The organism is Pseudomonas sp. N-137, assembly GCF_034555295.1.
GTDB lineage: Bacteria > Pseudomonadota > Gammaproteobacteria > Pseudomonadales > Pseudomonadaceae > Aquipseudomonas > Aquipseudomonas rhizophila.
In genome coordinates this window covers 20,580-47,526 of sequence record NZ_JAXUDQ010000029.1, presented here as the reverse complement: position 1 = coordinate 47,526, position 26,947 = coordinate 20,580, and the positions used below count along the sequence as shown (strand labels likewise).

Genomic DNA, 26,947 nt, shown 5'->3' with positions numbered 1-26,947 from the left:
AGATGACATTTAGCACATCGACACTAGACTATATAAAGCAACAGGCTGAAAAGGCCAAGGAAATAGCCAGGGCGCTTGGCGCCCCGGACGTCACGGCCCAAGGGATTCTAGGTGCCATTGGCGAAGAGTATGAATCTCTCGGTATTGAAGAGGTCGTCCAAAAGGCCAGGGTTAATAGTTATAGCCATGAAGAGATCAAGGCAAACTATGAGAAAGTGGCTGCTGATGCGCAATTGCTTAAAGATGTTGTCAATGCTAATAAATTCGATAAAGGTATAATCAAGTGGAATAATCCGGCGCTGAATGATGTAGGGCCCGGCAATATCAAAATTATGACGGCTATTGAGCTTTTAAATAACTATAACAACAGCAATCCTGTGGCGGATCCGTTGGGAATAAAAGGCTACAATCAGGATTATAAAGCGTTGGTTGGCGATCTTTCTGATGAGAATAATGTTTTAAGCCTAAAGTTTGCGGCACTGATGCTGCAAGAGGCGCAGCAGTTTTATTCAACCAGGGCATCATCAGCATGGAGTACCTATGACCAAGACACCCAAGATGCCGTTCTGATCACCTATTACAACAACGGGAAGGAATGGGCGACCGAACGAGCGGATAAGTTTGCTGCAGAATCCCCGGGTGCTCTATATGCGCCCAAGCCAGGTGGCGGTGTCAGTGGTGGGGAAGTCTATCTTGAGAATGCCGAGCAAATTAAAAAATATGTGGGCGTTGTTTCCATCCCGGCGGTCAGCGATAACTTCTTTCAGCTCAACATCAATAATGCTGGCGCGGTTGTAGAAAAAGGCGCAACAGACCACGATCAAAGCGCCGCGCAAGTGGCAGATGGATTGGTCCGCAATGGTGGTGGTTGGGCGATCACCTATGATCCAAACAAACTGAACGTCAATCAGATGCAGGGCAGTTGGGTCAACAACACCTTTGCTGCTGCGGCGACGCAAATTCTCGCCGACGGTTACCGGCCGGGTAACGTGAACACGGTCAAGGAAGTGTTCGACTTCAGCCTGCGCGGTGCCAGCAACGGGATTTCATTCGGCAGTAACTCAGGACAGGCAGGTGCATGGCTCAACTCCGGTAATGCCCAGGCACGCCTGACGCTTCCGACTGACCCGCTGGTGCTCGATCTCAATGGTGACGGCGTTCGGTTAACTGATTATCTAAGCAACCCGGTGCTCTTCGACGTCGATAATGATGGTGGCAGCCTGGAGGAAACCGGCTGGGTCAGTGCGCAGGACGGAATCGTTGTTGTCGATCGCAACAACAATGGCAAGATTGACAACATCAGTGAAACCCTTTCCGAGTACTTCGGCGGGGCAGTTGGCACCGGCGCAAACACCGGAGAAAAGCCTTTTGCCAATGGTTTTGCCGCGCTGAAAAGCCTCGATAGCAATGGCGACAACCTGTTCGATAATCGTGATGACGCCTGGTCCAGCGTGAAGGTGTGGGTCGACGCCAATCACGACGGTAAAAGCTGGGCAGATAGCAACGGCAACAATGCCGTCGATGCCGGGGAGGCCAGCGAAGTTCGCACCTTGAGCGAGCTTGGCATTACCAGCATCAATCTTGCCAACACCGTGCAAAACGGCGAAGTCCGCGATGGCAACGAAGTGTTGGCCCGTGGCACGTTCGTGCAAAACGGTATCAGTAAGGAAGCGATTGCGGCCAATTTCCTGGCCAACCCCAACGGTCATACATTCAGCGCCAGTGGTAATGGCACGATCGTTTCGACTCAGGGCGGGGGCGAAGTAGCCCCGGTCAGCGCCTATGCCTCTTCCTCTACATCCGGGGAAACCATTGATGTCGCGCAAAAAGGTGTCAGCAATGCCAGTGGTGGCGTGGGTCGTGACGTCCTGCTTGGCGATGCCGGCAGTAACTGGTTGGCCGGCGGGCAAGGCAGTGACAGCTTCCAGGCGGGAGCCGGGGACGACGTGCTGTTGATCGATGCCGATGATCTGGCGGTCAATATCCACGGCGGTGCCGGTACCGATATTGTTCAGGTGATTGGCGACCGAGGTGTCACCCTCAATCTGACCGAGGCTGAAATCGAGATCGCACAGGGCGGCCGGGGTAATGATGTTTTTATCGCCGGGGGGCACAGCACGGTCTATATGCGCGGTGGTGACGGTGATGATGTCCTGGTAGGTGGATCGGCCAACGATGCCTTATCCGGCGAGGATGGCGATGACTTCATCAACGGCGGTGCCGGTAATGATGTCCTGCGCGGTCACCGCGGGCGAGACCAGGTCATGGGCGGGGAAGGCAACGATCTGATCGATGGCGGTCTGGAGGACGATAACCTGAGTGGCGGCGCTGGCGACGATGTTCTGATCGGCGGCGAGGGTGACGATACGATCAGTGGCGGTGACGGTGTGGACGTCATTGAGTTGTCCGGCGATTTCAGCGATTACCGCATTACCCGGACCGCCGAAGGCGTCTGGATCAGCGATACCGTGGCGGGCCGCGATGGTACCGACTTCCTGCAGAACGTCGAGAAAGCCAACTTCAAGAACCTGAAGCTGGTCGAGATCCCGACTGCGACCAGCGAGGGCATGGAGAGTGCACTGCTGGTCAAGGATGTCCTGAGCAAGGATAAAAGCGGTGTCGAGTTCGAGCGCACCAGCGCGCACCTGATCGGCAAGGAACAACTGCTGCAGAACGACATCGATTGGCAGCATGACGCGTTGCACATCACGGGCTTGTTCGATGTGGTGGGCGGAACGGCCGTCGTGACCCAGGCTGGTGACGTGCTGTTCACGCCGGACGCGACCTTCACCGGCATCATGGGCTTCAAGTACACCGTCGCCGATGCCAAAGGCAACGAGGCCAGCACGATCATTAACATGGGCACCGGCGAAAGCGCGACGATGCGGGCCGCTGTCTATCTTAAAACATCGGACCTGCCCGACGATCCATTGGTGACCGATCAGTGGTACCTGTCCCAGGCCAATATCCTGCCGGTATGGAAGGACTACACCGGCAAAGGCGTCAGGATCGCCGAGATCGAGACCAACAGTCCGTTCGGCACCACCAAGGAAATCCTCGATTACCGCCACGCCGACCTGAAGGACAACATCGACCAGAACTGGCTGGCCAATGCCACGCCGGGGCAGATGGCGGGCGAGGGCAGCGGTGGCAAGTTCAGCGATCACGCCACCCTGGTCGCCGGGGTGATGGTCGCCGCCCGCAATGGCGAGGGCAGTGTCGGTGTCGCCTACGACGCCACGGTGGCCGGGTATTGGGTCAATAAAGACGATTTCAGCAACATGTCCCACATGTATGAATACGATGTGGTGAACCACAGCTGGGGCAGCAACAATCACTTCGACCTGAAGTTCAGCCCCGCCGAGCTGGGGACATTGCCGACGGCCTATTACCAGGCCATCGACGAAGGCCGCAACGGGTTGGGGACAGTGATCGTCACTGCGGGCGGCAACGATCGGGAGAAGGGCGGCAACACCAACTACTCGAACGTCTCCAATACCCGCAGTAGCATCGTGGTTGGCGCGATCAACGCCACCACCGACCTGGGGGCGTTGCAGTTGGGCGGGAAACCGTTCTCCAGTCCTGGCGCCAGCATCCTGGTCAGCGCGCCAGGCTCGAACGTCACGTCGACCTCACGCTTGGTACAGAACGACAACGGGTCCACGTTCGGCGGGGACACAAGCGTTTCCCAAGGCACCAGTTTCGCAGCCCCCATAGTCTCCGGCATCGTGGCCTTGATGCTGGAAGCCAATCCGGAGCTGGGTTATCGCGATGTGCAGCAAATCCTGGCCATTTCGGCCCGCAAGGTAAACGACCCCACGACCTCGTGGCAGACCAATGGTAGTCAGAACTGGAACGGTGGCGGCATGCACGTTAGCCACGACTACGGTTATGGTGAAGTCGATGCCCGGGCCGCCGTGCGTTTGGCGGAAACCTGGAACACTCAGCAGACGTTGGGTAATGAGTTGCGCCTGACGAACCCGCTGGAATCCGGCGTGCTCAACCGCGCGATCACCGACGGACAGGGCGCAGGCATCAGCCATTCGCTGACGATGGGAGCGGTCGACATTTTGGCCGAGCATGTCGAGGTCAAGGTCAACCTGAGCCATGCGCGGCCAGGGGACCTGATTCTCAAGTTGATCTCGCCGTCGGGCACTGAGTCCATCCTGATGAATCGTCCGGGCAAAGCCCCGGGCAGCGCGGCGACTGATCGTGGCAATGCCGATTTTGATGGTCAGAACACCTTGAACTATGTCTTTGGCACGGCTCTGCTGCGTGGCGAAGCGGTGCAAGGGAACTGGACGCTGCAAGTGATCGACAGCGTGACCGGCGATACCGGGACGCTCAACAGTTGGAGCCTGAACGTCTACGGCAAGGGCGACACGATTGACGACCAGTATGTGTACACCAACGAGTACGCCCAACTGGCCGCTTCGGGCGGGCGCAATGCGCTTGACGACACCAACGGTGGCCAGGACACGATCAACGCGGCGGCGATCTCCAGTGCCAGTGTGATCGATTTGTCCAAAGGCGAGGCCACTCTGGCCGGCGCTCGTTTGGCGATCACCAACGCCGCGCAGATCGAGCACCTGATCGGGGGTGAATTCGCCGACACGCTGATCGGTAACGCGGCGGACAACCATCTCTCCGGTGGTCGTGGTGACGATGTGTTGTCGGGGGGTGCCGGCGTCGATACGCTCATCGGCGGCAAGGGTAACGACACCTTGACCGGCGGCGCCGACACGGATTATTTCGTGATCGACAAGGCCGCGGGCGACGTCGACACCGTCACTGATTTTGTGATCGGTACCGATCGAATCGTTCTGTCCGGCTTTGATGACGAGGTCTATACGGCGGCGACCATTACCCAGCAAGGCGCCGATACTCGGTTGAGCCTGGCGGATGGGCAAGTCCTGCTACTCAAGAACGTTCAGTCCGAAGGCCTGACGCTAAAGAACTTCGTTCACATCCCGGAAGGTGTGCGCCTGAGTCGGTTGGAGCAGGCTTCTGGCTACGGTTTCGGGCTCAGCGGCGCCAATACCGAGCGCAATTTGCCGGACGTGACCGGTGGCTTCCTGTATTGGACCCACGATGGTGGCGAGCGCGTATTCGGCGGCACCGGTGCCGATACGATCATGGGTGGCCAGGGTGACGATGTATTGGTTGGCGAGTCCTCGACGGCCTCGACCGTGGGCGGCAATGACGTTATCAGCGGAGGCGAAGGCTACGATGTCATCCGTGGCGGCGCTGGCGATGATGTATTGCGTGGCGATGTCGGGCTGGATTACCTGGGCGGTGACGCCGGCAACGATGTCCTCTACCTCGAAGGTGACCAGGCCATCGAGGACCATGCCTTCACCACCGTGCTGTCACCAAACATCAACCTGAGTGGTGCCGCGACGCACACCGGCGCCTCCGTCGCGGGCGGTGCCGGTAATGATCGTTTTGTGCTGGTCGAAGACCTGCTGGGCAGCGCCTCGCATGGGCTCATGGGCAACCTGATCGATGACTTCGAAGTGGCCAATCCCAACGAGAAAATCGACCTTTCGCAAATCCGTGCGGTGCACAGCTTTGCTGAATTGAACTTCAGTACCGTGACGGTCGATGGCGAGCAGTATCTCAGGGTCTGGCTGGGCACGATGGCCAGCGGTACTCAGTACCTCACGCTTAAAGGCGTGACGGCCGGCCAGCTCTCCGCGGCCAATTTCATTTTCGGCCAAGCGGTCACACAGCCCAAGGTGCTACTGAGCGGTACCGGCGCGAATGATCTGTTGGTCGGCGATGCCGGAGGTAACACGCTCGACGGTGGCGCTGGCGCCGATGTCCTTGAAGGACGGATGGGGGACGATACCTACCTCGTCGATAACGCGGGGGATGTCATCAAGGAGGTCGTAGGCGGTGGCTATGATGTGGTCAAGTCCAGTGTCAGCCACGTCCTGGCCAGTGAGGTGGAGTCTTTGCAGTTGCTGGGCAGTGCCGCCATCAATGGGACCGGTAATGAGCTCTCCAACCGTTTGGTTGGCAATAGTGCAAACAACATCCTCGATGGCGCAGGCGGCTCCGACGTGATGATCGGCGGCCTGGGCGACGATACCTATGGGGTGGATGACGGTTCCGACCGGATCGTCGAATCCGAAGGCGCGGGCACCGATACCGTCAATTCCTCGGTCTCCTTTACGCTGGCCAGCCACCTGGAAAACCTGAGCCTGACGGGTAGCGCGGCGATCAATGCCACGGGCAACGCGGCCAACAATGTCCTGCGTGGCAACGTTGCCGATAACCGTCTCGACGGTGCCCAAGGCGCAGACCGGATGATCGGTGGCCTGGGGAACGACACCTACTTCGTGGATAACGCCGGTGACGCCGTCGTGGAGGACCTCAACGGTGGCAATGACAAGGTGATTTCCACCCTCGACTACACTTTGACGGCCAATGTCGAGGCATTGACCTTGTCCGGTCCGGCCTTGAATGCCAGCGGTAATGAGCTGGGCAACGAACTGATCGGCAACGAACGCAATAACCGCTTGTATGGGGCTGCGGGCGATGACTTCCTGCAAGGTGGCAGGGGGGACGACCGCTATGTATTCGGCGTCGGCCACGGTCAGGATCACATCAGTGAAGACCTGGACGCGGCTGGCGGTATTGACACCATCGTGTTCGAAGCGGGTATCAAGGAAAGCGATGTCGCTGTCGACCATTCGGCCAGGGGCATGGTGCTGCGCCTGAATGACGGCCAGCAAATCATCTCCGGCTGGACGGCCGCTCGCGGTCATAGCGTCGAGCGCATCGAGTTCGCCAACGGGACGGTCTGGAACACCGCGACGCTGTCGACCCAGGCCAATCGGGCGCCGACGGTATCGACAGCGATTGTAGACCAGAAGGTCGCCGAGGACAGTGCTTTCGTCCTGACGCTCGCGGCCAATGCCTTCGTCGATGCGGATACGGGCGACGCTCTCCAACTGAGCGCAACCCTGGCCGACGGCAAGCCATTGCCCGCCTGGTTGCGTTTCGATGCCCAGACTCGCACTTTCAGCGGTACGCCGAATAACGATGCGGTGGGTGATTTGTCGATCCGGGTCACCGCAACCGATAAGGCGGGGTTGTCTGTCAGCGATAGCTTTGAACTCCAGGTCAGCAATACCAACGATGCACCGGTCCTGGTCAAGGCCATTGCCGATCAGTCCGTTGTCGAAGGGGCGCCTTTGACGTTCGCGTTGCCGGCAAGCACCTTCGCCGATGTGGATGTGGCGGATACGCTGAGCATCACCGCGCAATCGGCCGACGGCCAGGCGCTTCCCGGCTGGTTGTCTTATGACGCCGCGAGCCGGACATTCAGCGGTACGCCGGGCAATGCGAACGTTGGCAAACTGGCCATTCGTGTCCAAGCGACCGACAAGGCAGGCGCAACGGTTTCCGATACGTTCGAAATCGATGTGCAGAACGTCAACAACGCGCCAACCGTCAATCTCGGCCTGGCGGATCAGGTGGCGAGCGAAGACGCCCGGTTCAGCTTCACTGTGGCGGCAAGCAGTTTCAGCGACATCGATGCGGGTGATGCCCTGAGCCTGGTTGCGACCACTGCCAGTGGCGGTGCGCTGCCGAGCTGGTTGACCTTCGACGCGCTCACCCGGACGTTCTCGGGTGTGCCGACCAATAACGATGTAGGGTTGCAAGCGATCAAGGTGACGGCCACCGACAAGGCCGGCGCCACCACGTCGGACATTTTCAACCTGACCGTTGCCAACGCCAACGATGCTCCGCAGCTCGTCAATGCGGTCGCCGACCTGAGCATCCAGAGCGGCCAGGCGCTCAGCTACGTGTTGCCCGCCAATGCGTTCGCCGATATCGATGCCGGGGATCGGCTGAACTACAAGGCGACGTTGGCCAACGGTTCGGCGCTACCTGCGTGGCTGGTATTCGATGCGGCCACTAGAACCTTCAGCGGCACGCCCACGCAGACTGGAACCGTTTCGGTCAAGGTTTCAGCAGTCGACCTGTCTGCTGCCGTGGCAAGTGATGTGTTCGATATCGTGGTCAATGCCCAAGCCGTCACCAACGGAACCGCGGGTGCCGATAGCCTCAACGGCGATGCCTTGGGCAACGTCATCAACGGGCTGGGCGGTAACGACTCGATTTACGGTCGAGAGGGTAACGATGTGCTGAACGGCGGTGATGGCGCCGACTGGCTTTACGGTGGGGACGGCAACGATACCTTGGACGGTGGCGCCGGTAATGACAATCTGCGAGGCGATTCTGGTAATGACACCTATCGGTTCTACCGAGGCATGGGCCAGGACAGCGTCACCGATTTTGACTGGACGGTCGGCAACGTCGACACCATCCAGGTCGCGGCCGATATTGCTCCGGCCGATGTGATCGTCACCCGGGACCAGACTTACCTCACGCTGGCGATCAAAGGCACGACCGATAAATTGTCGATCACCTTCTTCAATAGTTCGAACTACATCGTGGAGCGCGTCGAGTTTGCCGATGGAACGGTCTGGGGAATCGATGCCCTCAAGCAAATGACCAAAGGCGTCGCCAGCAGCGGTGCCGATACCTTGTTCGGTGACACCGGGGCCGATGTCCTCGATGGTCTGGAGGGTGACGACAAGGTCTACGGTGAGGCAGGTGACGACAGGCTGGAAGGAGGCGCCGGTAACGACTCGCTGGGAGGGGGTGATGGCAATGACATCCTCAATGGTGGTGCGGGTAACGATTATCTGAACGGCGATAACGGCAATGACCGCCTCGATGGCGGCATCGGAAACGATCGATTGTCGGGGGGCGCAGGCAACGATACTTATCTGTTCTACAGGGGCATGGGCCAGGACACGATCAGCGAGTTCGATTCGACCGCCGGAAACAGCGATACGATCAAGGTCGCCGCCGACATCAATCCCGGCGATGTCATCGTCAAGCGTGAGGGGAGCGATGTTTACCTCGCCATCAAGAACACCACTGACCGGATGAGCATCTACAGCTACACCGACGCCAACTATCAGGTTGAGCGCGTCGAATTCGTAGACGGTACCGTCTGGTCCGTCAACGATCTCAAGCGCCTGTCGGTAGAGGTCGCCACCAATGGCGCCGATACGCTGATCGGCGACGAAGCCAATGATCGGTTGGACGGGCTTGACGGTGATGACAAGTTGTCTGGCCTGGCCGGCAACGATGTGCTCAACGGCGGAGCGGGCCAGGACACGCTTGACGGTGGGATGGGGCAGGATACGCTGGACGGTGGAGCGGGCAACGACTTGCTGCACGGAGGCTCGGACAATGACACCTATCTCTTCCAGCGTGGTGGTGGCCAGGACGTGATTTCCGATCGCGACTGGACCAGGGGTAACCTTGACGTGATCAAGTTGGCCCAAGGAATCGGCCCAGGCGACATCAAGGTTGCACGCGTGGGCTACAATCTGGAACTGACGATCCTCGGTACCACCGACAAACTGACCGTCAACGAGTGGTTCCTTTCCACGGACTCGCAGGTCGAGCAGGTTCAGTTCGCCGATGGCACGCTCTGGGACGCCGCCACCCTGATGACCCTGTCCAAGGGCGTGGCGAGTGAGGGCAATGATGTCCTGCAAGGCGACGACGCCAGCGCCGACCTCATCAATGGGCTGGGCGGGGATGATTCGCTCTACGGACTGTCGGGCAATGACACACTCAATGGCGGCTCCGGCAACGACAAACTGTTTGGTGGCGCGGGCATGGACACGCTCGATGGTGGCGCCGGCAACGACTCGCTTTATGGGGATGCCGGTAACGATACCTATCTGTTCTACCGCGGGGTCGGGCAGGATTCGATAAGTGACTATGATTCTTCGGTGGGTAACCTGGATACGATCAAGGTAGGGGCAGGCCTCAAACCTTCCGATATCCAGCTCAGTCGAGACACCAGCAACCTCTTTTTGGGCATTGCAGGAACCACCGACAAGCTGACCGCTTCCAGCTGGTTCTCCAACAGCGCGTATCGGATCGAGCAGATCCAGTTCGACGACGGAACCCTCTGGAATGCCAACACCATCAAGAACATGACCAAGGGCACGGCAACTTCAGGTAGCGATGCACTGTTCGGCGAGGATGCACTGGCTGACTCGTTAAGTGGTCTTGACGGTGATGACAAACTTTACGGGTTGGGCGGTAACGACACGCTGTCAGGTGGCAACGGGGCCGATGAACTGAGCGGTGGCGAAGGCTCCGACACCTTGCTGGGTGGGGCCGGTGATGATCGGCTGTACGGCGACATCGGCGCCGACACCCTGGTGGGTGGGACTGGCAATGATCAGTTGAATGGTGATCGCGGGAATGATCTTTATCAATTCGAGCGTGGTGGTGGCCAGGATGATATCGACGATTTCGACACGGACGCCAATACCGATGTGTTGCAGTTCGGTGCCGGTATTTCCGCCGATCAACTCTGGTTCAGCAAGAAAGGCTCCGACTTGGAGGTGAGCGTCATTGGCACCGCCGATAAAGTCACGATCTCCAGTTGGTCTTTCTGGGGGCCGGGCAGTTGGGAGAAAGCCCAGCACATCGAGCAGTTCCGTACCGCCGATGGCAAAGTCCTGTTGGAAAACCAGGTCGATCAACTGGTAGGCGCCATGGCCGCTTTCGCGCCACCGGCACCGGGCGAGACTTCATTGCCGCAGAACTACCAGGCCTCGTTGAACGCTGTGATTGCCAGCAACTGGCAATAGTGCTCCAAGCTGCCGCGCCTCAAGGCGCGGCAGTCACATTGGTGGTACGGTTACCCTGATGCTAGACAAAAACGCCCGTCAGGGCGTTTTCTGATTAATACGACCTTTTTTCAACGTGATTAGCCGCTACGCTGATCTCTACTGATAACGGTCGCTCGCGGGTTCTCGACGGCCTATTAAACGGTTGTAAGGGAGGCCCTCCATGGACCGATTCACCGGCGGTTGCCTGTGCGGCAACGTTCGTATCCAAGCCTCGGGCCGTCCGTATCGGGTTGGCCTCTGTCACTGCCTCGATTGTCGCAAGCATCACGGCGCGCTCTTCTACGCTGCCGCTGTGTTTCCACAGGATGCCGTGACGATCGAAGGTGAAACACGGGATTACGCCGGGCGCTTTTTCTGCCCCCGCTGCGGCTCGTCGCTGTTCGCCCGCTCGGGTGAGGAAATAGAAATGCACCTTGGGACGCTGGACGCCCCCGATCAACTGATGCCCACCTACGAAAGCTGGACCGTGCGCCGTGAGGCCTGGCTGCCGGCGTTTCCGCTCACCCGACACTACGAGCATGATCGCGAGGGGACAGGGCGGGCCGAGGACTGAGGCTCGCCTGCAGTTACGAGTGACTTCAGGCAGGTTCACCTATGCACCACCATTGAACTGCGATTTCGTCGTCCGCTTGAGTCACGTCATGCCCGTGCTCTATGAAGTGCGCCGGGGTGTGTAACGCGAGTGTCTGGCTGAGCAGTTGTGGTTTGAGTGCATTTGTTTCGCCGAGAAACCGCAGGTAATAGTCCCGATCATAGAAGAGGGTGACTTCACTCTGATGCACCCATGGCCACGTCAGCAGGCACGCGACCCGGTAGTAGCCCTGTGAGCGATCAGCTGCATTGGACAGATGGGTTGCCGCTTCGAGCAATTGTTGGATACAGAAGGCCTGGACTTCAATCCGGGCCTGAGGGCCTTCGACCAAGGCCTCATGAACAGGAATCTTCCAGTTTGCATATTTCCTGTCACCAGGCCTTGGGTAAAAGTTGTCTTGAAAACTTGATGCCCAGCGCTCTATGGAACGAAGGCGGCGATGGGGGCCCCTGAGTGGTTTGTCATTGATGCTGATTTGCCGCATTGATGTTTCCTGCCGAGTGAGGTCCGGCTATTCTCCGCGCCGCGACGCGGTATTCCAAGGATGACCCTGGTGGGTTTCGTGTCATTTGATGACATCGGTTTCTGTCTCACTCAAACCCCACAATCGCCTTGATCTCCAGATACTCCTCAAACCCATGAACACCATACTCACGGCCATTTCCGGAGCGTTTGTAGCCACCGAACGGCGCCATCGGATTCCACGCCGGATAGTTCAACAGCACTTGCCCTGCGCGGATACGCGAGGCAACGCTGCGCGCCTGTTCAAGGTCCTGACCCTGAACGTGAGCGCCTAGCCCATAGACGGTGTCGTTGGCGATGGCGACCGCTTCATCCACCGTGTCATAGGGGATGATGCACAGCACCGGGCCGAAGATTTCTTCCTGGGCGATGCGCATGGCGCTGTCCACCTCGGAGAACACAGTGGGGCGCGTGTAGAAGCCTTTTGCAAAACCCTGCACGCGGCCTGGCCCACCACACAGCAGTTTTGCACCCTCGTTCAGGCCCACTTCGATCATGGCCTGCACGCGCTGGAACTGGGCTTGATTGGCGATGGGACCGAGGATGGTTTCTTCCGATTGCGGATCACCGACGATGATCGCATTGGCGGTGGCGGCAGCCAGGGCTTCGACCTCCGCTAACCTGTTCCTTGGCACGATCATGCGGGTCGGTGCGCTGCACGACTGGCCGACGTTGCGAAACGCCGACATCACCCCCGGTGGCACGGCTTTGTCGAAGTCAGCGTCTGGCAGCAGCACGTTCGGTGACTTGCCGCCCAACTCCTGGGTCACGCGTTTCACCGTCGGGGCGGCCGCCTGGGCCACCAACGCGCCTGCGCGGTTCGAGCCGGTGATGGAGATCATGTCGATATCGGGATGCGCCGCCATGGCCGCACCGACCTCGGCACCGCTGCCGTTCACCAGGTTGAAGACACCGGGAGGAAGGCCCGCGTCATGCACCAGTTGCGCGAAGAGCAGGGCGCTCAGGGGCGACAGTTCGCTGGGTTTGAGAACGACCGTGCAACCCGCCGCAATGGCCGGAGCGACTTTTGCGGTGATCTGATACAGCGGCCAGTTCCACGGCGTAATGAGACCGCAGACGCCGATGGGTTCGCGGGTAATGGCTGTGCCGCCTTCGACCTTCTGGAAACAATAGCTGGACAGCACATCGCGGGCCACGCGCACGTGCTCGGCCGCCAGTGGCACTTGCATCGCCCGGGCAAAACCGATGGCCGCGCCCATTTCCAGAGAGAGCGCCTGGGCCAGCGCCTCCTTTCGTTCAAGGATCAGTTCATGGATTCTGCCGATCACCAGCGCGCGCGAAGCTGGCGAAGTCGAGGACCAGCCGGGGAAGGCCGCCCGCGCCGCCGCGACCGCCCGATCAACATCCTCGCACGACCCTTGGGCGACTTGGGCAACAATCTCTTCGGTGGCCGGGTTGATCACCGGCAAGGTGGCCGCATTGCTCGGCGTCGACCAGGCTCCATTGATGTAAAGCTGTCGGGACGATTGCAGGTTATTCGAAAATTGGGCGGTCATCCAACGGGCTCCCATAGAGCGATAATGGCAATTATCAGCAGCACAATCGTGATGCAGTGTCTGTCATCAAGCTACCAAAACGACCCTGATGGGATGTGCCGTTCTTGAAGTGGGTGAAGGAGAATCTGCTGTATGTCGAACCCACTTCACGAAAACGTACCGCAGGTCAGTTTTTTTTCGCCGAGTCTTCCAGCGTGCGCGATAGCGCGTCGATAGCCGGCTCCGCAGGGACCTCAACGGCTGACTTGTCGTCGCTTTCCATGGACTTGCGAAACCCCTTGATCGTGTCACCGATATCCGCGCCCAAGCCCTTCAGGCGCTTGGTGCCGAACAGCATGATCACGATCAATAGAATGATCAGGAACTTCCAGATACTGATGCCGCCTATTCCCACGATGTGCGCTCCGTAGTGAGTGGTCTGTCAATCGGACGAAGGGTTCAATGTTCACGAAAGCGCGGACATCCCTGGCGAAGCGCTGTCCATCAAGCTCGCTTGCGTCATTGGCCGGATGCGAAGGGCGCCCGCGGATCGATGGTGTTCGCGGGCACCCAATGCTGTTGCGTTTACTTGACGGCGTAGAACTTGCGAACGTAGACCGTGCTCTTCCAGGCGCATGGCGCGCCTTTGGGCACGAATACGGTATCGCCGGTGTTGACCGCCAGCTCACTTCCGTCGGCCGCTTGCAGGGTGACGCGGCCTTCTATCAAGTGCATCAGCTCATGCAGTTTGTGCGGGCGTTCCCGGCGGGTGTAGGGCGTTGAGTCCCAGACACCGATGTTCAGGTTGGTCGACTCTTCGATGAACATGTTGTGCGAGCGGCATTGCGGCGCAGGGCTGAGCAGAATCTCGGCGTCCAGGCCCCGGGAGGGCGAGAGTGGGGCGAGCGGGTCGAGTCCGGTGAGGCCCGGGCTGCGTTCGTCGACGTTCTGGAGGTCGGCGCAAAATGCCCAACGGGAATTCGCCTGCGCTTGCACCTGGAGCGGCGAACCGCGACCGATCACGGCGCTGGCACCGGGGCCCAGTTCAAGGGTGCTGCCCAGGCTCTGCAGGATGACCCGTCCAGAATGGACCACGATCATCTCGACATAAGGGTACTTATCGATGCTGAATTGGCCACTGGCCTCGACCAGGCCGGCAGCGATTTCTCCGGCACTTGCATAGGCCGTTTTCCGTTGCGCACCGAAAGGATCTCCCGCGCCCAAGGGGCCAGCGGTAAATGTTGTCGAGACAGGGGTGCCGTCGGCGCGTGCCAACAGTACGGAGGTGGGTTCTAACATCAGGGTTCTCCAGGTAGGGATAGGTCAAGGCGCGGGATGTGTGCGTGGGTGGGGTCAGCCAATGGCCTGGCTCACCAGGGCGAACTGGTTAACGCCACCGACAGACTGAGGTGGGGTCCCGCGGGCCATTTGCGCGACTTTGTCGACCTGTTTCAGACCCGCTGTTTCGAGCCAATCGGACAGGTCGCGATCTGCCGGAATATCGATGCGTACGAACTCATCCGGCACCCGCGCCAACAACGCGGCTATCAGGTGTTTGGCCTGTTCAGGATTCTGCGCGATGATCGGGCCGATGCAGTGGCCGCGACCGAAGGCGCGCTGGATGGCGAAGGCGCACAACTGACCGTCACGCTCGATACCGACTGCGTGCTCGATGACATCGAACAGGTCGTTGAGCACGGTTGTCCGGTCCAGGCCGCTGCCGGCGTTGGCCAGTTCGAGTTGGCGCGCGCGATCGGCTACGGTCAACGGCCGGCACCGTTCACCGGCTGACAGGGCAGGCAGATCGGTGGTTTGTGCCTGGCCCTGATGCTGTTGGACCTGACCGAATTCGACGAAACCCTGACTGCTATAAAGCGGGACCCCGGCCAGTGTGGCGTTGAGGATGGCGGTGCGTGGCGTGCAGGCCTCGAGCGCCAGGTCCATCAGTTTGCGACCGATGCCTTGACCCTGATAATCGTCACTGACGATAACCAGGCCAATGGTGGCGTACGCGCCCTGTGGACAGGTGAATGCGGTACCGATCAAACGCTCGCCGTCTTCGGCGACGAAGCCCTCGGCGACACGCTGCAACATCGCCCAGTCCTCCAGGCGGTGAGGCCACTTCAATCGGACCGACAAGGCGTGGGCCGCTGTTACATCGGCGGCGGTCATGGGGCGATAACGATACGAGGGCTTGTGTGAGACGGACATGTCAGGTCTCCGTTAATGGTGGGACGGTGGCAAATTTTCACCGGCGATGAAGGCTATATCCCACTTGCTACGGGGCCTGACAAGGGGGCGGAGTCAATTCGGCAGATTCCCCAAGCGACCGCTCTACAGGCCCAATTTTTGACTTAAACGAGAGTCGCTATCAGCAATAAATACTTGGTGGTTTTTTGGGGGAATGGCAGTGAACGGGGCTTCGCAAAATGATCCAGAACAAAAAAAGGCGCCCGGATGGACGCCTCAAGGCTAAGGGAGCGTGGAGAAAGCCTTCAAGAAAACCGGCCGGCCCAACGAGAGAAAAGCCGACCGGGGAACACCGTTACAGGATGCTCAGCGGGTACTCGATGATCAGACGCACATCATCCACGTCGCTCTCATAGGAGCTGGAGCGGTGGGTGGCCTGACGCAGGCGAAAGGACAGATCCTTGGCCGAACCCGACTGGATCACGTACTTGGCTTCAATGTCGCGCTCCCATTGCTTCTCGTCGTCCGCACCGGCACGGAAGTAGGCGCCCGAGGGATCGGCCTTGGTGAAATCGATCTGATCACCCTTGACGTAGCGGGTCATCAGGGTCAGGCCAGGTACGCCGAAGCTGGCCATGTCGATGTCGTAACGGATCTGCATGGACCGTTCGTTGGGGCTGTTGAAATCGGAGTACTGCACCGAGTTCGCCAGCCAGATCGAATCAACACCGATGTAATCGAAGGTCTCGTCGCCATCAATCTTTTGATAGGCCAGACTGAGCTTGTGCGGACCGAAGGTGTAGGCGGCTTTGGCCGACCAACTGGTGGTGTCGATCTTGCCGGCACGGGCCTGCCCCTCGTCGCTGGTCTTGTAGGCGACCAGGCCGAAGTTCAGTGACTGCTTGTCGGCCAGCGGGAGGGTGTAGGAGGCGCTGCCGAAGTACTGGCGCCAGACCTCTTCGGCTCTGCTGGCGTAGGCCATCAGGCGCAGGTTGTCGTTGACCTTGTAGGAGCCGCCGAGGAAGTCGACGCTGTCGGCTTCGGCACCTGCGTAGCTGGTGATCAGCTTGTCATTGGAGTTGGTCGAGTTTCTACCGTTGTATGCGGTGAAGTGACCCGCTTCAAGAAAAAGATCATCGAACTCTTTGCTCGACACCTGGAAGCCGGTGGCTACTTCCGGCAGCAAGCGGTTGTCACCCATGGCGAACACCGGTGCGGTCGGGCGCTGTTCACCGAACTTCAGTACGGTGGAGGAGACACGCATCTTCACCGCTGCGCCAATCTCGCCGTATGAGTCCGGCACATTGGCGTCGGAGGTTTGGTTATTGCTGATCGGCAGCAGGCCGTTGCCGACCCGGCCCCGACCGGTATCCAATTTGACCCCGCCATAAGCGAAGGCATCAGTGCCGAAGCCGATGGTGCCCTGGGTGAAGCCTGAAGCGAAGTTCAGCATGGCGCCCTGTGCCCATTCCTCACGATAGCCATTGCGCTCGCTGGCCGGCTTGGCGCCGTTGCTGCCCTGGCTGTTGCGGCCACCGTTGCGCAAGTCGCGGTTCATGTAGAAATTACGGTTGAGCAGGTTCAGGCTGCTGTCCTCGATAAAACCCTTGGCTTCCTCTTGCTGGCTGGCGATGGCCAGCTGCGAGGCAGTGGCGGTGACCGCCAGGGCAAGACAGCTGTGTTTCACGACGTTCATGGGTGACTCCATTGGATTTTTATTAGTGTTCGTTGCCCCGGCGTCGGACAACGCTTTTGTGGCAGACCAGTGAACTGCTCCAGGGCAAATGGGTGAGGACATGAGCCTGGTCGGCTACCTCATTGCGTTTGGAATCCGATCCCTGTTGCCCTGGGAGCGGTGGCTGTATCGCAGCTGCCGCCAGGGCTGACAAGAGGCCGAAAGTAATTTGGTAGATTGCATAAAAAATGGCTCGATAGACCGCATCTACGGCTCAAATCGATTGCATTGTCGGCAGCAAATGTCGGCTGATTTTTCTCGAGCGAATGCTTGGTTACCGCGCCACCGAGCGGCTCTCCAGCCCTTTTCGGGAACCGTTCATGAGTGGATTTCGCCCAGGTATCGTCCAGGCGAGTGCTACGAAGTCCAGCAGGGTTGGAAGCGGTGGTTGTCCAGAGGCGGGTGGTCCTGACGGATAAAAAAAAAGCGGGAGCAAAGCTCCCGCCAAACAACGAAGAAGGACGTTCAGAACTCGGAGACCTTGCCCCAGACCCCTTTGTTCAGGCGAGCAAGTGTGTATTGAGTGTGGTCCACAAATGGCGTCGTACCCGTCGCCAGTTCGGCAATCAGGCGTCCGGCACCGGGGCCGATGCCGAAGCCGTGACCCGAGAAGCCGGCGGCTAGAATGAAACCGGGCAGGTTTTGTGCTTCGTCGATGACCGGGACACCGTCTGGGGTGCTGTCGATATAGCCTGCCCAACCGGCCTGAACGGGCACGCTGCCCAAGGCGGGCAACAGTCGGCGTGCGCGGGCAAGGGTCTCCCTCAGGATTGCCTCCGACGGGCGAGGGTCGAGGATACGAACGCGCTCCATCGGCGTAGGCCGGTCGAGCGCCCACTTGCGTAGCGTCTCGTGTCCGTACTGCCAACCTTGCAGATCGCCGGGGGAAAGCATTTGCCAGCGTTTGGCGAACATCGGCAGAAAGTACGAGGAGAACCGAAGTTGCTGCGGCGTCGGATCCACGCATGCCCGTCCGGAAATGGCCAGAGTATGGCCGCCATCCCCGCGTCGCGTGACGGTCACGTCGCTGGTATGAAGTGTATCGGGAAGCCCTTGGGCCCCCGGCATGACCGACAGGATGCTCGATCGCACCGATGCCTGCGGAAAGCGGATGCCGAGCTGGGCACAGAAAGAGGAGGCCCAGGCACCGCCGGCCATCACTACCCGACGGGTTTTGATCACGCCCTTTTCAGTAATGACCCCCGACACCTGGCCGGCTTCGGTCTCGACGCCGCGGGCGGCACAGAATTGATGTATCGAACCGCCATGTTTGAGCACACCCTTGGCAATCAAGGGGGCCGCCCGTGACGGATCGGCGATACCATCGGACGGCGAAAACACTCCTCCCAACCAGGGTCTGCCGGTTGCCGCGCCGCGTTGCGTGGCTTCGGCGCTGCTCAGCATATGGGTCGTGACCCCTTGGGTAAGCGCGAAGTCGCGCCATTTTGCCCAACCATCCAGTTCGGCCTGGCTATTCGAGAGATAGAACAATCCGCAGCGACGAAAACCGAGGTCCTCGTCGAGATCGGCGGTGATCTCTTCCCAGAGCGCGAGGCTTTTGGTCGATAACGGCAGCTCACGCGCGTCACGGTTCTGCTGCCGGCACCAGCCCCAGTTGCGGCTGGACTGCTCGGCGCCTATGCGACCCTTCTCGATCACAGCGACACTCATACCCTGACGGGCCATGAAATAGGCGGCGCATACGCCGATGATACCGCCGCCGATGACGACGGCATCGGCGCTCTTTGGCAGCTCCGGTGTGGAGGCAATGGTTATCAAGGGAGCCGGCATTCTATTCTCCAGGCCTGAAATCTATTGTTTTACGGCTATGCAACGAGCAATGCAGACAGCGGCTGCAAAGCGGCCTCACTACGATGACATCATTGCCCGCCGATGAGTCGGCACCCACAGAATCAGGGCGGTCAACAAATGCCGTTGCGTTGATCCCATATTAGGCATCTCGGCCCGACGGGGCCTGTCGTATTGAGTATGCGCAATCGCAGAATCGGGCGTTTTCGAGGGTGCGCTCGGAAGTTTATGCTGCGGCGGGCGGAGTTATCGGCGCACCAGGTCCTATAGCTTTAGCGCTGACTGTTGCGCCCATCACTTGCTGCTCGCCTTTTCGTATGTCCTTCCCTCTTGGAGCAAGGTGGCGCGAAGCGACGCGTGCGGGCAACGAGCATGCCCGTTGCCACCATCATCGGGTATTCAGGCCCTTCACCCCGCCCGATGAGTACTCAGCTCAAGCGTGGTTGTAGGGTTGGAGCGTTTGCTTTGGTCGATTGCGATGAAAATAGTCGGAAATTGCGTATTCCCAAGGCATCCGGAATTTTCTGCTGAGTGCTCGGCGGCATACTAATCGCAGCAAACCGGCAATGCATTCTTGTGAGACTCGCGCCGAACATGGCGAGCAATCCTGTCTTGATGAGGCTTGCGTAAATCCTTGCCAACCACAGATACCCTGATCAGAGAACAGCGAGGTCCTGTAGATGAAAACACTGCTGCTTACTAAAGACGAAGTCGGCAGATTGATATCTATTAAGGAAGTCATAGGTACGGTGGAAGAGGCATACAAGGCTTTCAGCAGTGGGCAGGTGGTTCAGCCTGACTATATTGGGATACACCTTCCTGCGCCGCGTGGAGAGATCGACTTCAAGGTCGGTTACTGCAAGACCAATGAAATCATCTCAATGAAAGCCTCTTCTGGCGGCTTCCTCGATAACCCGACGGCGCATGGCGTGCCCAACGGCATGGGCAGCGTTTTGCTGTTCGATGCCAATAGCTGCGCGCTGATCTGCGTGATGGATGGCAGTTTGCTCACCGGTCTAAGAACGGGTGCCTCGGGTGCTGTCTCGGTCAAGGCGCTGGCGAGAAAGAACGCGAAGAAGATCACCTGCATAGGTAGCGGCAACCAGGCGCGGATGCAGATTCGCGCTATCAGCCTGGTGATGCAGATCGAAGAGATCCATGCCTGGAGCAGAAACCCGGAGACGCTCGCCGGTTTCAAGGCGGATATCGAAGGCGAGTTCGCTATTCCTGTAATCCTGGCCGATTCGAAGAAGGAGGCGGTCGAGCAGGCCGACATCCTGATCACCACCACCCGTGGCAAGGGCCCGCTGGTGGAAGCGAGCTGGGTGAAACCCGGCACCCATATCGTCGCCATCGGCACGGATATGAAAGGTAAGCAGGAGCTCGACCCCGAGATATTCAGGCACGCCAAGGTAGTCAACGACTCGATCTCCCAGTGCATCGATAAAGGGGAAACCTGGCATCCGCTGAACGAAAAGATCATCAGCCTGGGCGATATCCACGGCGAGCTCGGCGAGATCCTGCTGGGCACGAAGCCGGGCCGGGAGAACGATGAAGAGATCACGATCTTCGACTCCACCGGCATGGCCATACAGGACAACACCACGGCCGAAAAAATCTATCGAAATGCACTTGAAAACAACGTCGGAACTTTCTTTGCGTTCCTTTGAGTTGTGTTTTTTCGGCAGTACCTGATCAAGAGGAAATTACATGCGCGACCATCCAACCATTCAGGACGTTCGAGACGCACAGGAACGGCTGCGACCACATATCAAGCATACGCCGCTACTGCGCGCGGAGAAGCTAGAGAAAGCCGCCGGTTGTCAGCTCTATCTGAAGCCCGAAACCCTGCAGATCACCGGGGCGTTCAAGATCCGCGGCGCACTGAACAAGACGCTCTCGCTGCCCAGGGAAGAGATCGCCAATGGCATCATCGCCACCTCGTCCGGCAATCACGCCCAAGGGCTTGCCTACGCCGCCCGCATGCTGGGCGTAAAAGCCATTCTGGTGCTGCCGGTGACCACTCCGAAGATCAAGATCGCCAATACCGAAGCCCTCGGGGCGCAGGTCATTCTCTTCGATGGCGACACCGCCGCCCGCTGGAAAAGGGTGTACGAGATTGCCGAGGAAAACCGCTATGCGGTCGTTCACGCCTTCGAGGACCCACTGGTGATGGCCGGCCAGGGCACCATCGGCTGTGAGATCCTGGAGGACCTGCCGGATGTGGACACGGTCATCATCCCCATGGGGGGGGGCGGCCTGATTTCCGGCATCGCTACCGCCATCAAGGAGACTCGCCCGTCGGTGCGGGTCGTCGGTGCCGAACCTGCCTTGACGCCCAAGTACTACCACAGCCGGTTGAACAAGCAGCGCACCACATTGCCATTGAGGAACACCATCGCCGACGGTTTGCGCATCAGCGTGCCGGGGCAGAACCCCTATCCCATCATCGAGCGCTACGTGGACGAGATCGTCCTGGTCGAGGACGAGCACATCGTCCAGGGCATGCGCGCCCTAGCCAAGGACGCGAAACTGATCGCCGAGCCCGCCGCCGCGATCGGCATCGGCGCTCTGCTGGCGGGCGTGGTCAAGTTGCGGCCGGATGAGAAGGTCTGCGTGGTACTGACCGGCGGCAACTGGGACCTGGGCGATCTGGCCGAGGTATACGGTGCTGCAGAGTAAGCGTGCGGTGCATGGTGAGGAGGCGGGCAGAGTAAGTGATGTGGCCTCGACCCTTCGATAAAGAACGCCCCTCCTTGATGGAGGGGCGTTTTCGTTTGTGCTGTCTCAATGATGCGTTGCATGAGGGGTGAACCCATTTGCAGGGGGTAGGGAACAGAGCTTACTCGGCTACGCAGAATCTGCTGTTTCGCCGCGCAGGCAACACTTGCACCTCTTGTGAGAGACCGTCCTGGCCACAAGAAATCGGGCGAGCAGGTTTCTTTCGAGGTCGGCCGCAGCTCCTGCCAGCATACTGCGGATCGAACAGGAATCTGCTTGAGAGACCCGGCAATAGAGCATTTCCGTAGGGCCGGGATTCATAAACTTGTAGTCACCAACCTGTCATCCAAATCCTGGAGATCGTCCAAGTGACCTACAAACCGAAATTCATCAGCTTCGATTGCTACGGCACGCTCATCAACTTCGAGATGGGCCCGACCGCGAAAAAACTCTTCGAGGATCGTGTGCCGAGCGAGCGGATGCCGGCCTTCCTCGACAGTTTTCGCTTCTACCGCCTCGATGAGGTACTGGGTGAGTGGAAGCCGTTCTTCGACGTGGTGGAAAACGCCATTCAACGCACGTGCAAGAAGCACGGCATAGAGTATCGTCCTGCCGATGCGCTCGCTCTGTACGAGGCCGTGCCCACTTGGCAGCCGCACCCGAACGTCGTTGAGACACTAGAGGCAATCGCTCCGCATGTTCCGCTGGTGATCCTGTCGAAACGCGGTCTACACCGCCGAGCAAGCCTGCGCCTACAAGCCGCGGGCGCAGATGTTCGAATACATGTTCGATCAGCTCGGCTGCGGGCCGGAGCAGATGATGCACGTCTCCTCGAGCTTTCGTTACGACCTGATGACAGCCTCGGATCTGGGCTTCATGGCCAAGGTCTTCATCGACCGTGGTCACGAGCCTGCCAGATGGAAAAGGCGCTTTTTTTCCTGCTGTGATGGTCTCGCCGGGATATACGCGGTGAGACTCAAAACCCCGCCATAACGATAACGGGCACTTCCCTCGGGAAGCGCCCGTTTCGCGTTCATGGCGAGCGCATTCCCCGCACAGGCAGCGATCTATACTTGTTGAAACAGGGGCGATCAATGATCCGTAAGGGAGCATATGACGCTGCGGACGCCCTCTTCTGTGGCGTCCCGCAAAGTCTGCTGAGGGTGGGCGGAAAAACGGCGGTTTATGTCGAGCGGCTGACGCTTTTAACGCCATATGCTGGTTTCACGGTGCTGTAATAAAGCTGTGGTGCTGCGATGCATCGTCGCTCTTCAAGAGCAGAAAATGCTTGGTAGCGCATGACCTCAACGAACCTCCAGGACTGCCCCAATGAGCTTTCTTAAACCTAAGTACATCACTTTCGACTGCTATGGCACGCTGACCAACTTCCAGTTGGGCACCATGACTCGTCAACTGTTCGCAGATCGCGTGCCTGCCGCCCAGATGGATCAGTTCGTCCAGGACTTCTCTGCCTATCGCCTGGATCAGGTGATGGGGGACTGGCGTCCTTACGATGAGATCCTCAAGACGGCCATCGCTCGTGTGTGCAAGCGCTGGGGAGTCGAGTATCGCGGCGAAGGTCAGCTGTATTACGAAGCCGTACCGACTTGGGGACCGCATGCCGACGTGACGGCCGGCCTGGCAAAGATCGCCGACAAGATCCCGCTGGTGATCCTCTCCAACGCGATGGACGAACAGATCATGTCCAACGTCGACAAGCTGGGTGTGCCTTTCCACAAGGTGTTCACCGCCCAACAGGCCCAGGCCTACAAGCCACGCCTGCAAGCCTTTGAATACATGCTCGATAACCTTGGTTGTGGTCCGGAGGACCTGCTGCACGTGTCCTCGAGCTTCCGTTACGACCTGATGTCAGCCGATGACATGAAGATCAAGAACAAGGTCTTCGTCGCCCGTGGCCACGAACAGCCGGGTAACACCTGCTACAGCTACCATCAGATTGCCGATATCGGTGGGCTGGCCGGTCTGGTCGGTCTCTGATCCCTGGCGGCTGGTCTTTAAGGCATAAGGGGTTGCACATGCACAGTGAATCTTACTGGCTCGATACGGCACCGATGTTTACCGGTGCGCAGACCGGTGCTCTGCCGAGACAGGTGGACGTGGCCATCGTTGGCGGTGGCCTCACTGGGCTGTCGGCTGCCCGGTCTCTGGCCCTCAAAGGGGCCAGTGTGGTGGTGCTGGAGGCTGGGCGGGTGATCGGCGAAGCTTCCGGGCGCAACGGTGGACATTGCAGTACCGGTGTGGCCCAGGACTACGCTGGCCTCACTGCCAGCCTCGGCGCCGACACCGCGCGGGCCTATTACCAGGCGTACGAACGTGCGGTGCAGAGCGTGGTCGCGCTGGTGGAGCAGGAGCAGATCGCCTGCGACCTCAAGCGCAACGGCAAGCTCAAGCTGGCGGCCAAACCACAGCATTACGAAGGGTTGGCGCGAACCTGCGAGCTGATCCGTCGCGAGGTCGATGCCGATGTCGAGTTGTTGTCGGCCGAGCAGGCTCGCCGCGAAACAGACTCGGCTGAATTCCACGGTGGGTTGTTGCAACGCAACGGCGTACAGATGCATATCGGGCGTTTCGGCGTCGGCTTGGCCGAGGCGGCCGCCAGACGTGGAGCGCTGATTTACCAGGACACGCTGGTCAAGGCCTGGAAAGCCAATGCTGACGGCTATCAGGTCAGCACCAGCAGGGGCTCCTTGCAAGCCAAGCAGATTCTGTTGGCGACCGGTGCCTGTCAACACGGTGAGTTGAGTTGGTATCGGCGGCGGATCGTGCCGGTGGGCAGCTTCATCATTGCCACTGAAACGCTGTCGCAAGCGTTGCTCGACCGCATGCTGCCGCAGCGTCGGTCGTACGTCACCAGTCGCATGATCGGCAACTACTTTCGCGTAACCCCTGACAACCGATTGCTGTTCGGTGGCCGGGCTCGTTTCGCCATGTCTGGAGGAAACTCTGACGCCAAGAGCGGCAAGATCCTGCAGGCGGCGATGGCGCAGATGTTTCCGCAGTTGGCCCAAGTGAAAATCGACTACTGCTGGGGCGGGTTGGTGGATATGACCTCCGACCGCCTGCCGCGCGCCGGTCAGCATGGCGGCGTCTACCACTCCATGGGCTACAGCGGTCATGGGGTGCAGATGTCGGTGCACATGGGCCAGGTGATGGCCGAGGTCATGGACGGCAAGGCCGAGGCCAACCCCTGGGGTGAACTGGATTGGCCGGCGATTCCCGGGCATTTCGGCAAGCCTTGGTTCTTGCCGGCAGTGGGACTCTATTACCGCCTACAGGACTATTTGCATTGAGGCTGTTTGATGTTCGCGTGCAATGGCGTGCACGGACATCATTGTTCGAACCACTGAGTTTGTTGCTTCACCGTCGTTTGCGTTACCAGGTCGCTCAGGCTTGACCGTGAGCATTTGAGCCTTCTCATTATCGACAGGTAGAACCGATATGACTGACAACAAGAATAAATCCGAATCCCCACTGATCACCGGTGAAGAAAGCCTGCGTGTTTTTGAGGGACTCAATCGGGGCATGTCACGCCGTGATGCGTTGCGTATGCTGGGTATGGCCGGCGTGGCGGTTGCGGGTGCGGGCAGCCTGTTCGGCCCGGCCGGCAAGTTGTTCGCCGCGGAGGCCGGCGCGACAGTCGGCGCGGTGGGTAAAGGCAAGCGGGGCGGCCGCATCAAGGTCGCCAGTGCGACCAGCTCGACCGCCGATACGCTGGATCCGGCCAAGGGCTCGAACTACACCGATTACTGCCGTCACAACATGTTCTATAACGGCCTGACGACGCTGGACGAGGCACTGGTGCCGCGCATGGCGCTGGCGGAATCGTTCGATACAAGTGACGCGACCTCCTGGACGATCAAACTGCGCAAGGACGTCGTCTTTCACGACGGCAAGCCGTTCACTTCGGCCGATGTCATTTATTCGCTGAATCGTCACAAGGTTCCCCAGGTCGGCTCCAAGGCGTTGACCACCGCGCAGCAGTTGGATGAGGTTAAAGCCACCGGGCCGCATGAAGTGCAGATCCGCTTGACCAGCCCGAACGCCGACTTGCCGGCCATTCTCGCCACTACGCACTTTCTCATCGTGCGTGACGGCACCACCGATTTCGCTGTCGCCAATGGCACCGGTCCTTTCAAGTGTAAGGAGTTCCAGCCGGGCGTGCGTTCGATCGGCGTGCGCAACGACAGCTACTGGAAGCCGGGCCTGCCTTACCTGGACGAAGTCGAGTTTTTCTCGATCCCGGACGAGGCCGCTCGCATCAGCGCCTTACTCGCCGGTGACGTGGACCTCATCAACCCGGTCAACCCCCGTTCGACTTCGCGCATCCTGGAGAGCAGCAAGGTAGGGCTGATGGAGTCCCGGACCGGTGGCTATACCAATCTGGTGATGCGCGATGAACTGGGCCCGAACCAGAATCCTGACTTCGTGTTGGCGATGAAGTATCTGCTCGACCGTAAACAGATCAATCGAGCCGCCTTCCGTGGTTATGGCGCCATCGCCAACGATCAGCCGATCGCCTCGAATAGCCGCTACTACTTCGCCGATCTGCCGCAGCGTCAGTTCGACCCGGAGAAGGCCAAGTTCCACCTGCAAAAGTCCGGCATGGTCGGGCGCACCCTGCCGCTGGTGGCTTCCGAAGCCGCCACCGGCTCGTTGGACATCGCCCAGTTATTGCAACTGTCGGCTCAGCAGATCGGACTCAAGTTCGATATCAGGCGGGTGCCGGCGGATGGTTACTGGTCCAATCACTGGATGAAGCATCCACTGGGTTTCGGCAACATCGGTGCGCGTCCAACCGCCGATTTGATGTTCAGCCTGTTCTACCAATCCAGCGCCGGCATGAACGAATCGGGATGGAAAAACGAGCAGTTCGACCAGTTGCTGGTGGCTGCGCGCGGGGAGACCGACGACGCCAAACGCAAGCAGATGTACGCAGATATGCAGGTGCTGGTGCATGAAAAATGCGGCATCGGTATCCCGCAGTTCACCAGCAGTCTCGATGGGCACAACGCCAAGTTGAAAGGTCTGGTTCCCCATCCACTCGGTGGATTGATGGGTTACATGTTTGCTGAGCACGTCTGGCTGGATGCCTGAGCGAATAGCGCAACGATAGCTC

Annotated in this window: 14 protein-coding genes and 1 pseudogene; 8 read left to right on the top strand and 7 right to left on the bottom strand. The window is 59.3% G+C overall.

Translation table 11 applies throughout. The features are described from left to right. Positions 1–722 precede the first annotated feature (722 nt). Entirely contained in the window at positions 723–10,703 is a 9,981-nt protein-coding gene (locus tag T3A99_RS19995) for a putative Ig domain-containing protein (protein ID WP_322834725.1), read from the top strand. Positions 10,704–10,905: 202 nt separating this feature from the next. After that, entirely contained in the window at positions 10,906–11,298 is a 393-nt protein-coding gene (locus tag T3A99_RS19990; RefSeq protein ID WP_274091042.1) for a GFA family protein, read from the top strand. A 25-nt stretch (positions 11,299–11,323) separates the two neighbouring features. Here T3A99_RS19990 and T3A99_RS19985 read toward each other — a convergent pair whose 3' ends face one another. The 7 genes from T3A99_RS19985 to T3A99_RS19955 form a co-directional block, all read right to left on the bottom strand. Continuing rightward, positions 11,324–11,821 (bottom strand): DUF3916 domain-containing protein, encoded by a 498-nt coding sequence (locus T3A99_RS19985; protein WP_274091041.1) that lies wholly within the window; start codon positions 11,819–11,821, stop codon positions 11,324–11,326. Between the two features lie 106 nt (positions 11,822–11,927). Beyond that, positions 11,928–13,376, bottom strand: coding sequence for an aldehyde dehydrogenase family protein (locus T3A99_RS19980; protein WP_322834724.1), 1,449 nt, complete (start codon positions 13,374–13,376; stop codon positions 11,928–11,930). A 166-nt stretch (positions 13,377–13,542) separates the two neighbouring features. Beyond that, positions 13,543–13,770, bottom strand: a complete 228-nt coding sequence (gene tatA / locus T3A99_RS19975; protein WP_274091039.1) for a twin-arginine translocase TatA/TatE family subunit — start codon at positions 13,768–13,770, stop codon at positions 13,543–13,545. A 170-nt stretch (positions 13,771–13,940) separates the two neighbouring features. Next, positions 13,941–14,654, bottom strand: coding sequence for a cupin domain-containing protein (locus T3A99_RS19970; RefSeq protein ID WP_322834723.1), 714 nt, complete (start codon positions 14,652–14,654; stop codon positions 13,941–13,943). A gap of 54 nt (positions 14,655–14,708) precedes the next feature. Then, positions 14,709–15,566, bottom strand: a complete 858-nt coding sequence (locus tag T3A99_RS19965; RefSeq protein WP_322834722.1) for a GNAT family N-acetyltransferase — start codon at positions 15,564–15,566, stop codon at positions 14,709–14,711. Between the two features lie 334 nt (positions 15,567–15,900). Next, positions 15,901–17,241, bottom strand: a complete 1,341-nt coding sequence (locus T3A99_RS19960) for an OprD family porin (RefSeq protein WP_322834721.1) — start codon at positions 17,239–17,241, stop codon at positions 15,901–15,903. 504 nt (positions 17,242–17,745) lie between these two features. After that, positions 17,746–19,071: an NAD(P)/FAD-dependent oxidoreductase gene (locus T3A99_RS19955; RefSeq protein WP_188251563.1), complete on the bottom strand. Its 1,326-nt coding sequence runs from the start codon at positions 19,069–19,071 to the stop codon at positions 17,746–17,748. Positions 19,072–19,769: 698 nt separating this feature from the next. Here T3A99_RS19955 and T3A99_RS19950 point away from each other — a divergent pair. The 6 genes and pseudogenes from T3A99_RS19950 to T3A99_RS19925 all read left to right on the top strand — a co-directional run bounded on the left by T3A99_RS19950 (position 19,770) and on the right by T3A99_RS19925 (position 26,925). Further along, positions 19,770–20,759 (top strand): ornithine cyclodeaminase family protein, encoded by a 990-nt coding sequence (locus T3A99_RS19950; protein ID WP_188251564.1) that lies wholly within the window; start codon positions 19,770–19,772, stop codon positions 20,757–20,759. 40 nt (positions 20,760–20,799) lie between these two features. Continuing rightward, positions 20,800–21,771 (top strand): threonine/serine dehydratase, encoded by a 972-nt coding sequence (locus T3A99_RS19945; protein ID WP_188251565.1) that lies wholly within the window; start codon positions 20,800–20,802, stop codon positions 21,769–21,771. A gap of 407 nt (positions 21,772–22,178) precedes the next feature. After that, a pseudogene (locus T3A99_RS19940) lies at positions 22,179–22,803 on the top strand (HAD family hydrolase). A 336-nt stretch (positions 22,804–23,139) separates the two neighbouring features. Beyond that, on the top strand, positions 23,140–23,808 hold the full coding sequence (locus T3A99_RS19935; RefSeq protein WP_188251566.1) for a haloacid dehalogenase type II: 669 nt from the start codon (positions 23,140–23,142) through the stop codon (positions 23,806–23,808). Between the two features lie 38 nt (positions 23,809–23,846). After that, positions 23,847–25,121, top strand: a complete 1,275-nt coding sequence (locus T3A99_RS19930) for an NAD(P)/FAD-dependent oxidoreductase (protein WP_188251567.1) — start codon at positions 23,847–23,849, stop codon at positions 25,119–25,121. A 148-nt stretch (positions 25,122–25,269) separates the two neighbouring features. Beyond that, the gene (locus T3A99_RS19925) at positions 25,270–26,925 is read left to right on the top strand and encodes an ABC transporter substrate-binding protein (RefSeq protein WP_188251568.1); all 1,656 of its coding nucleotides are present in this window, start codon (positions 25,270–25,272) and stop codon (positions 26,923–26,925) included. The last annotated feature ends 22 nt before the right edge of the window (positions 26,926–26,947 follow it).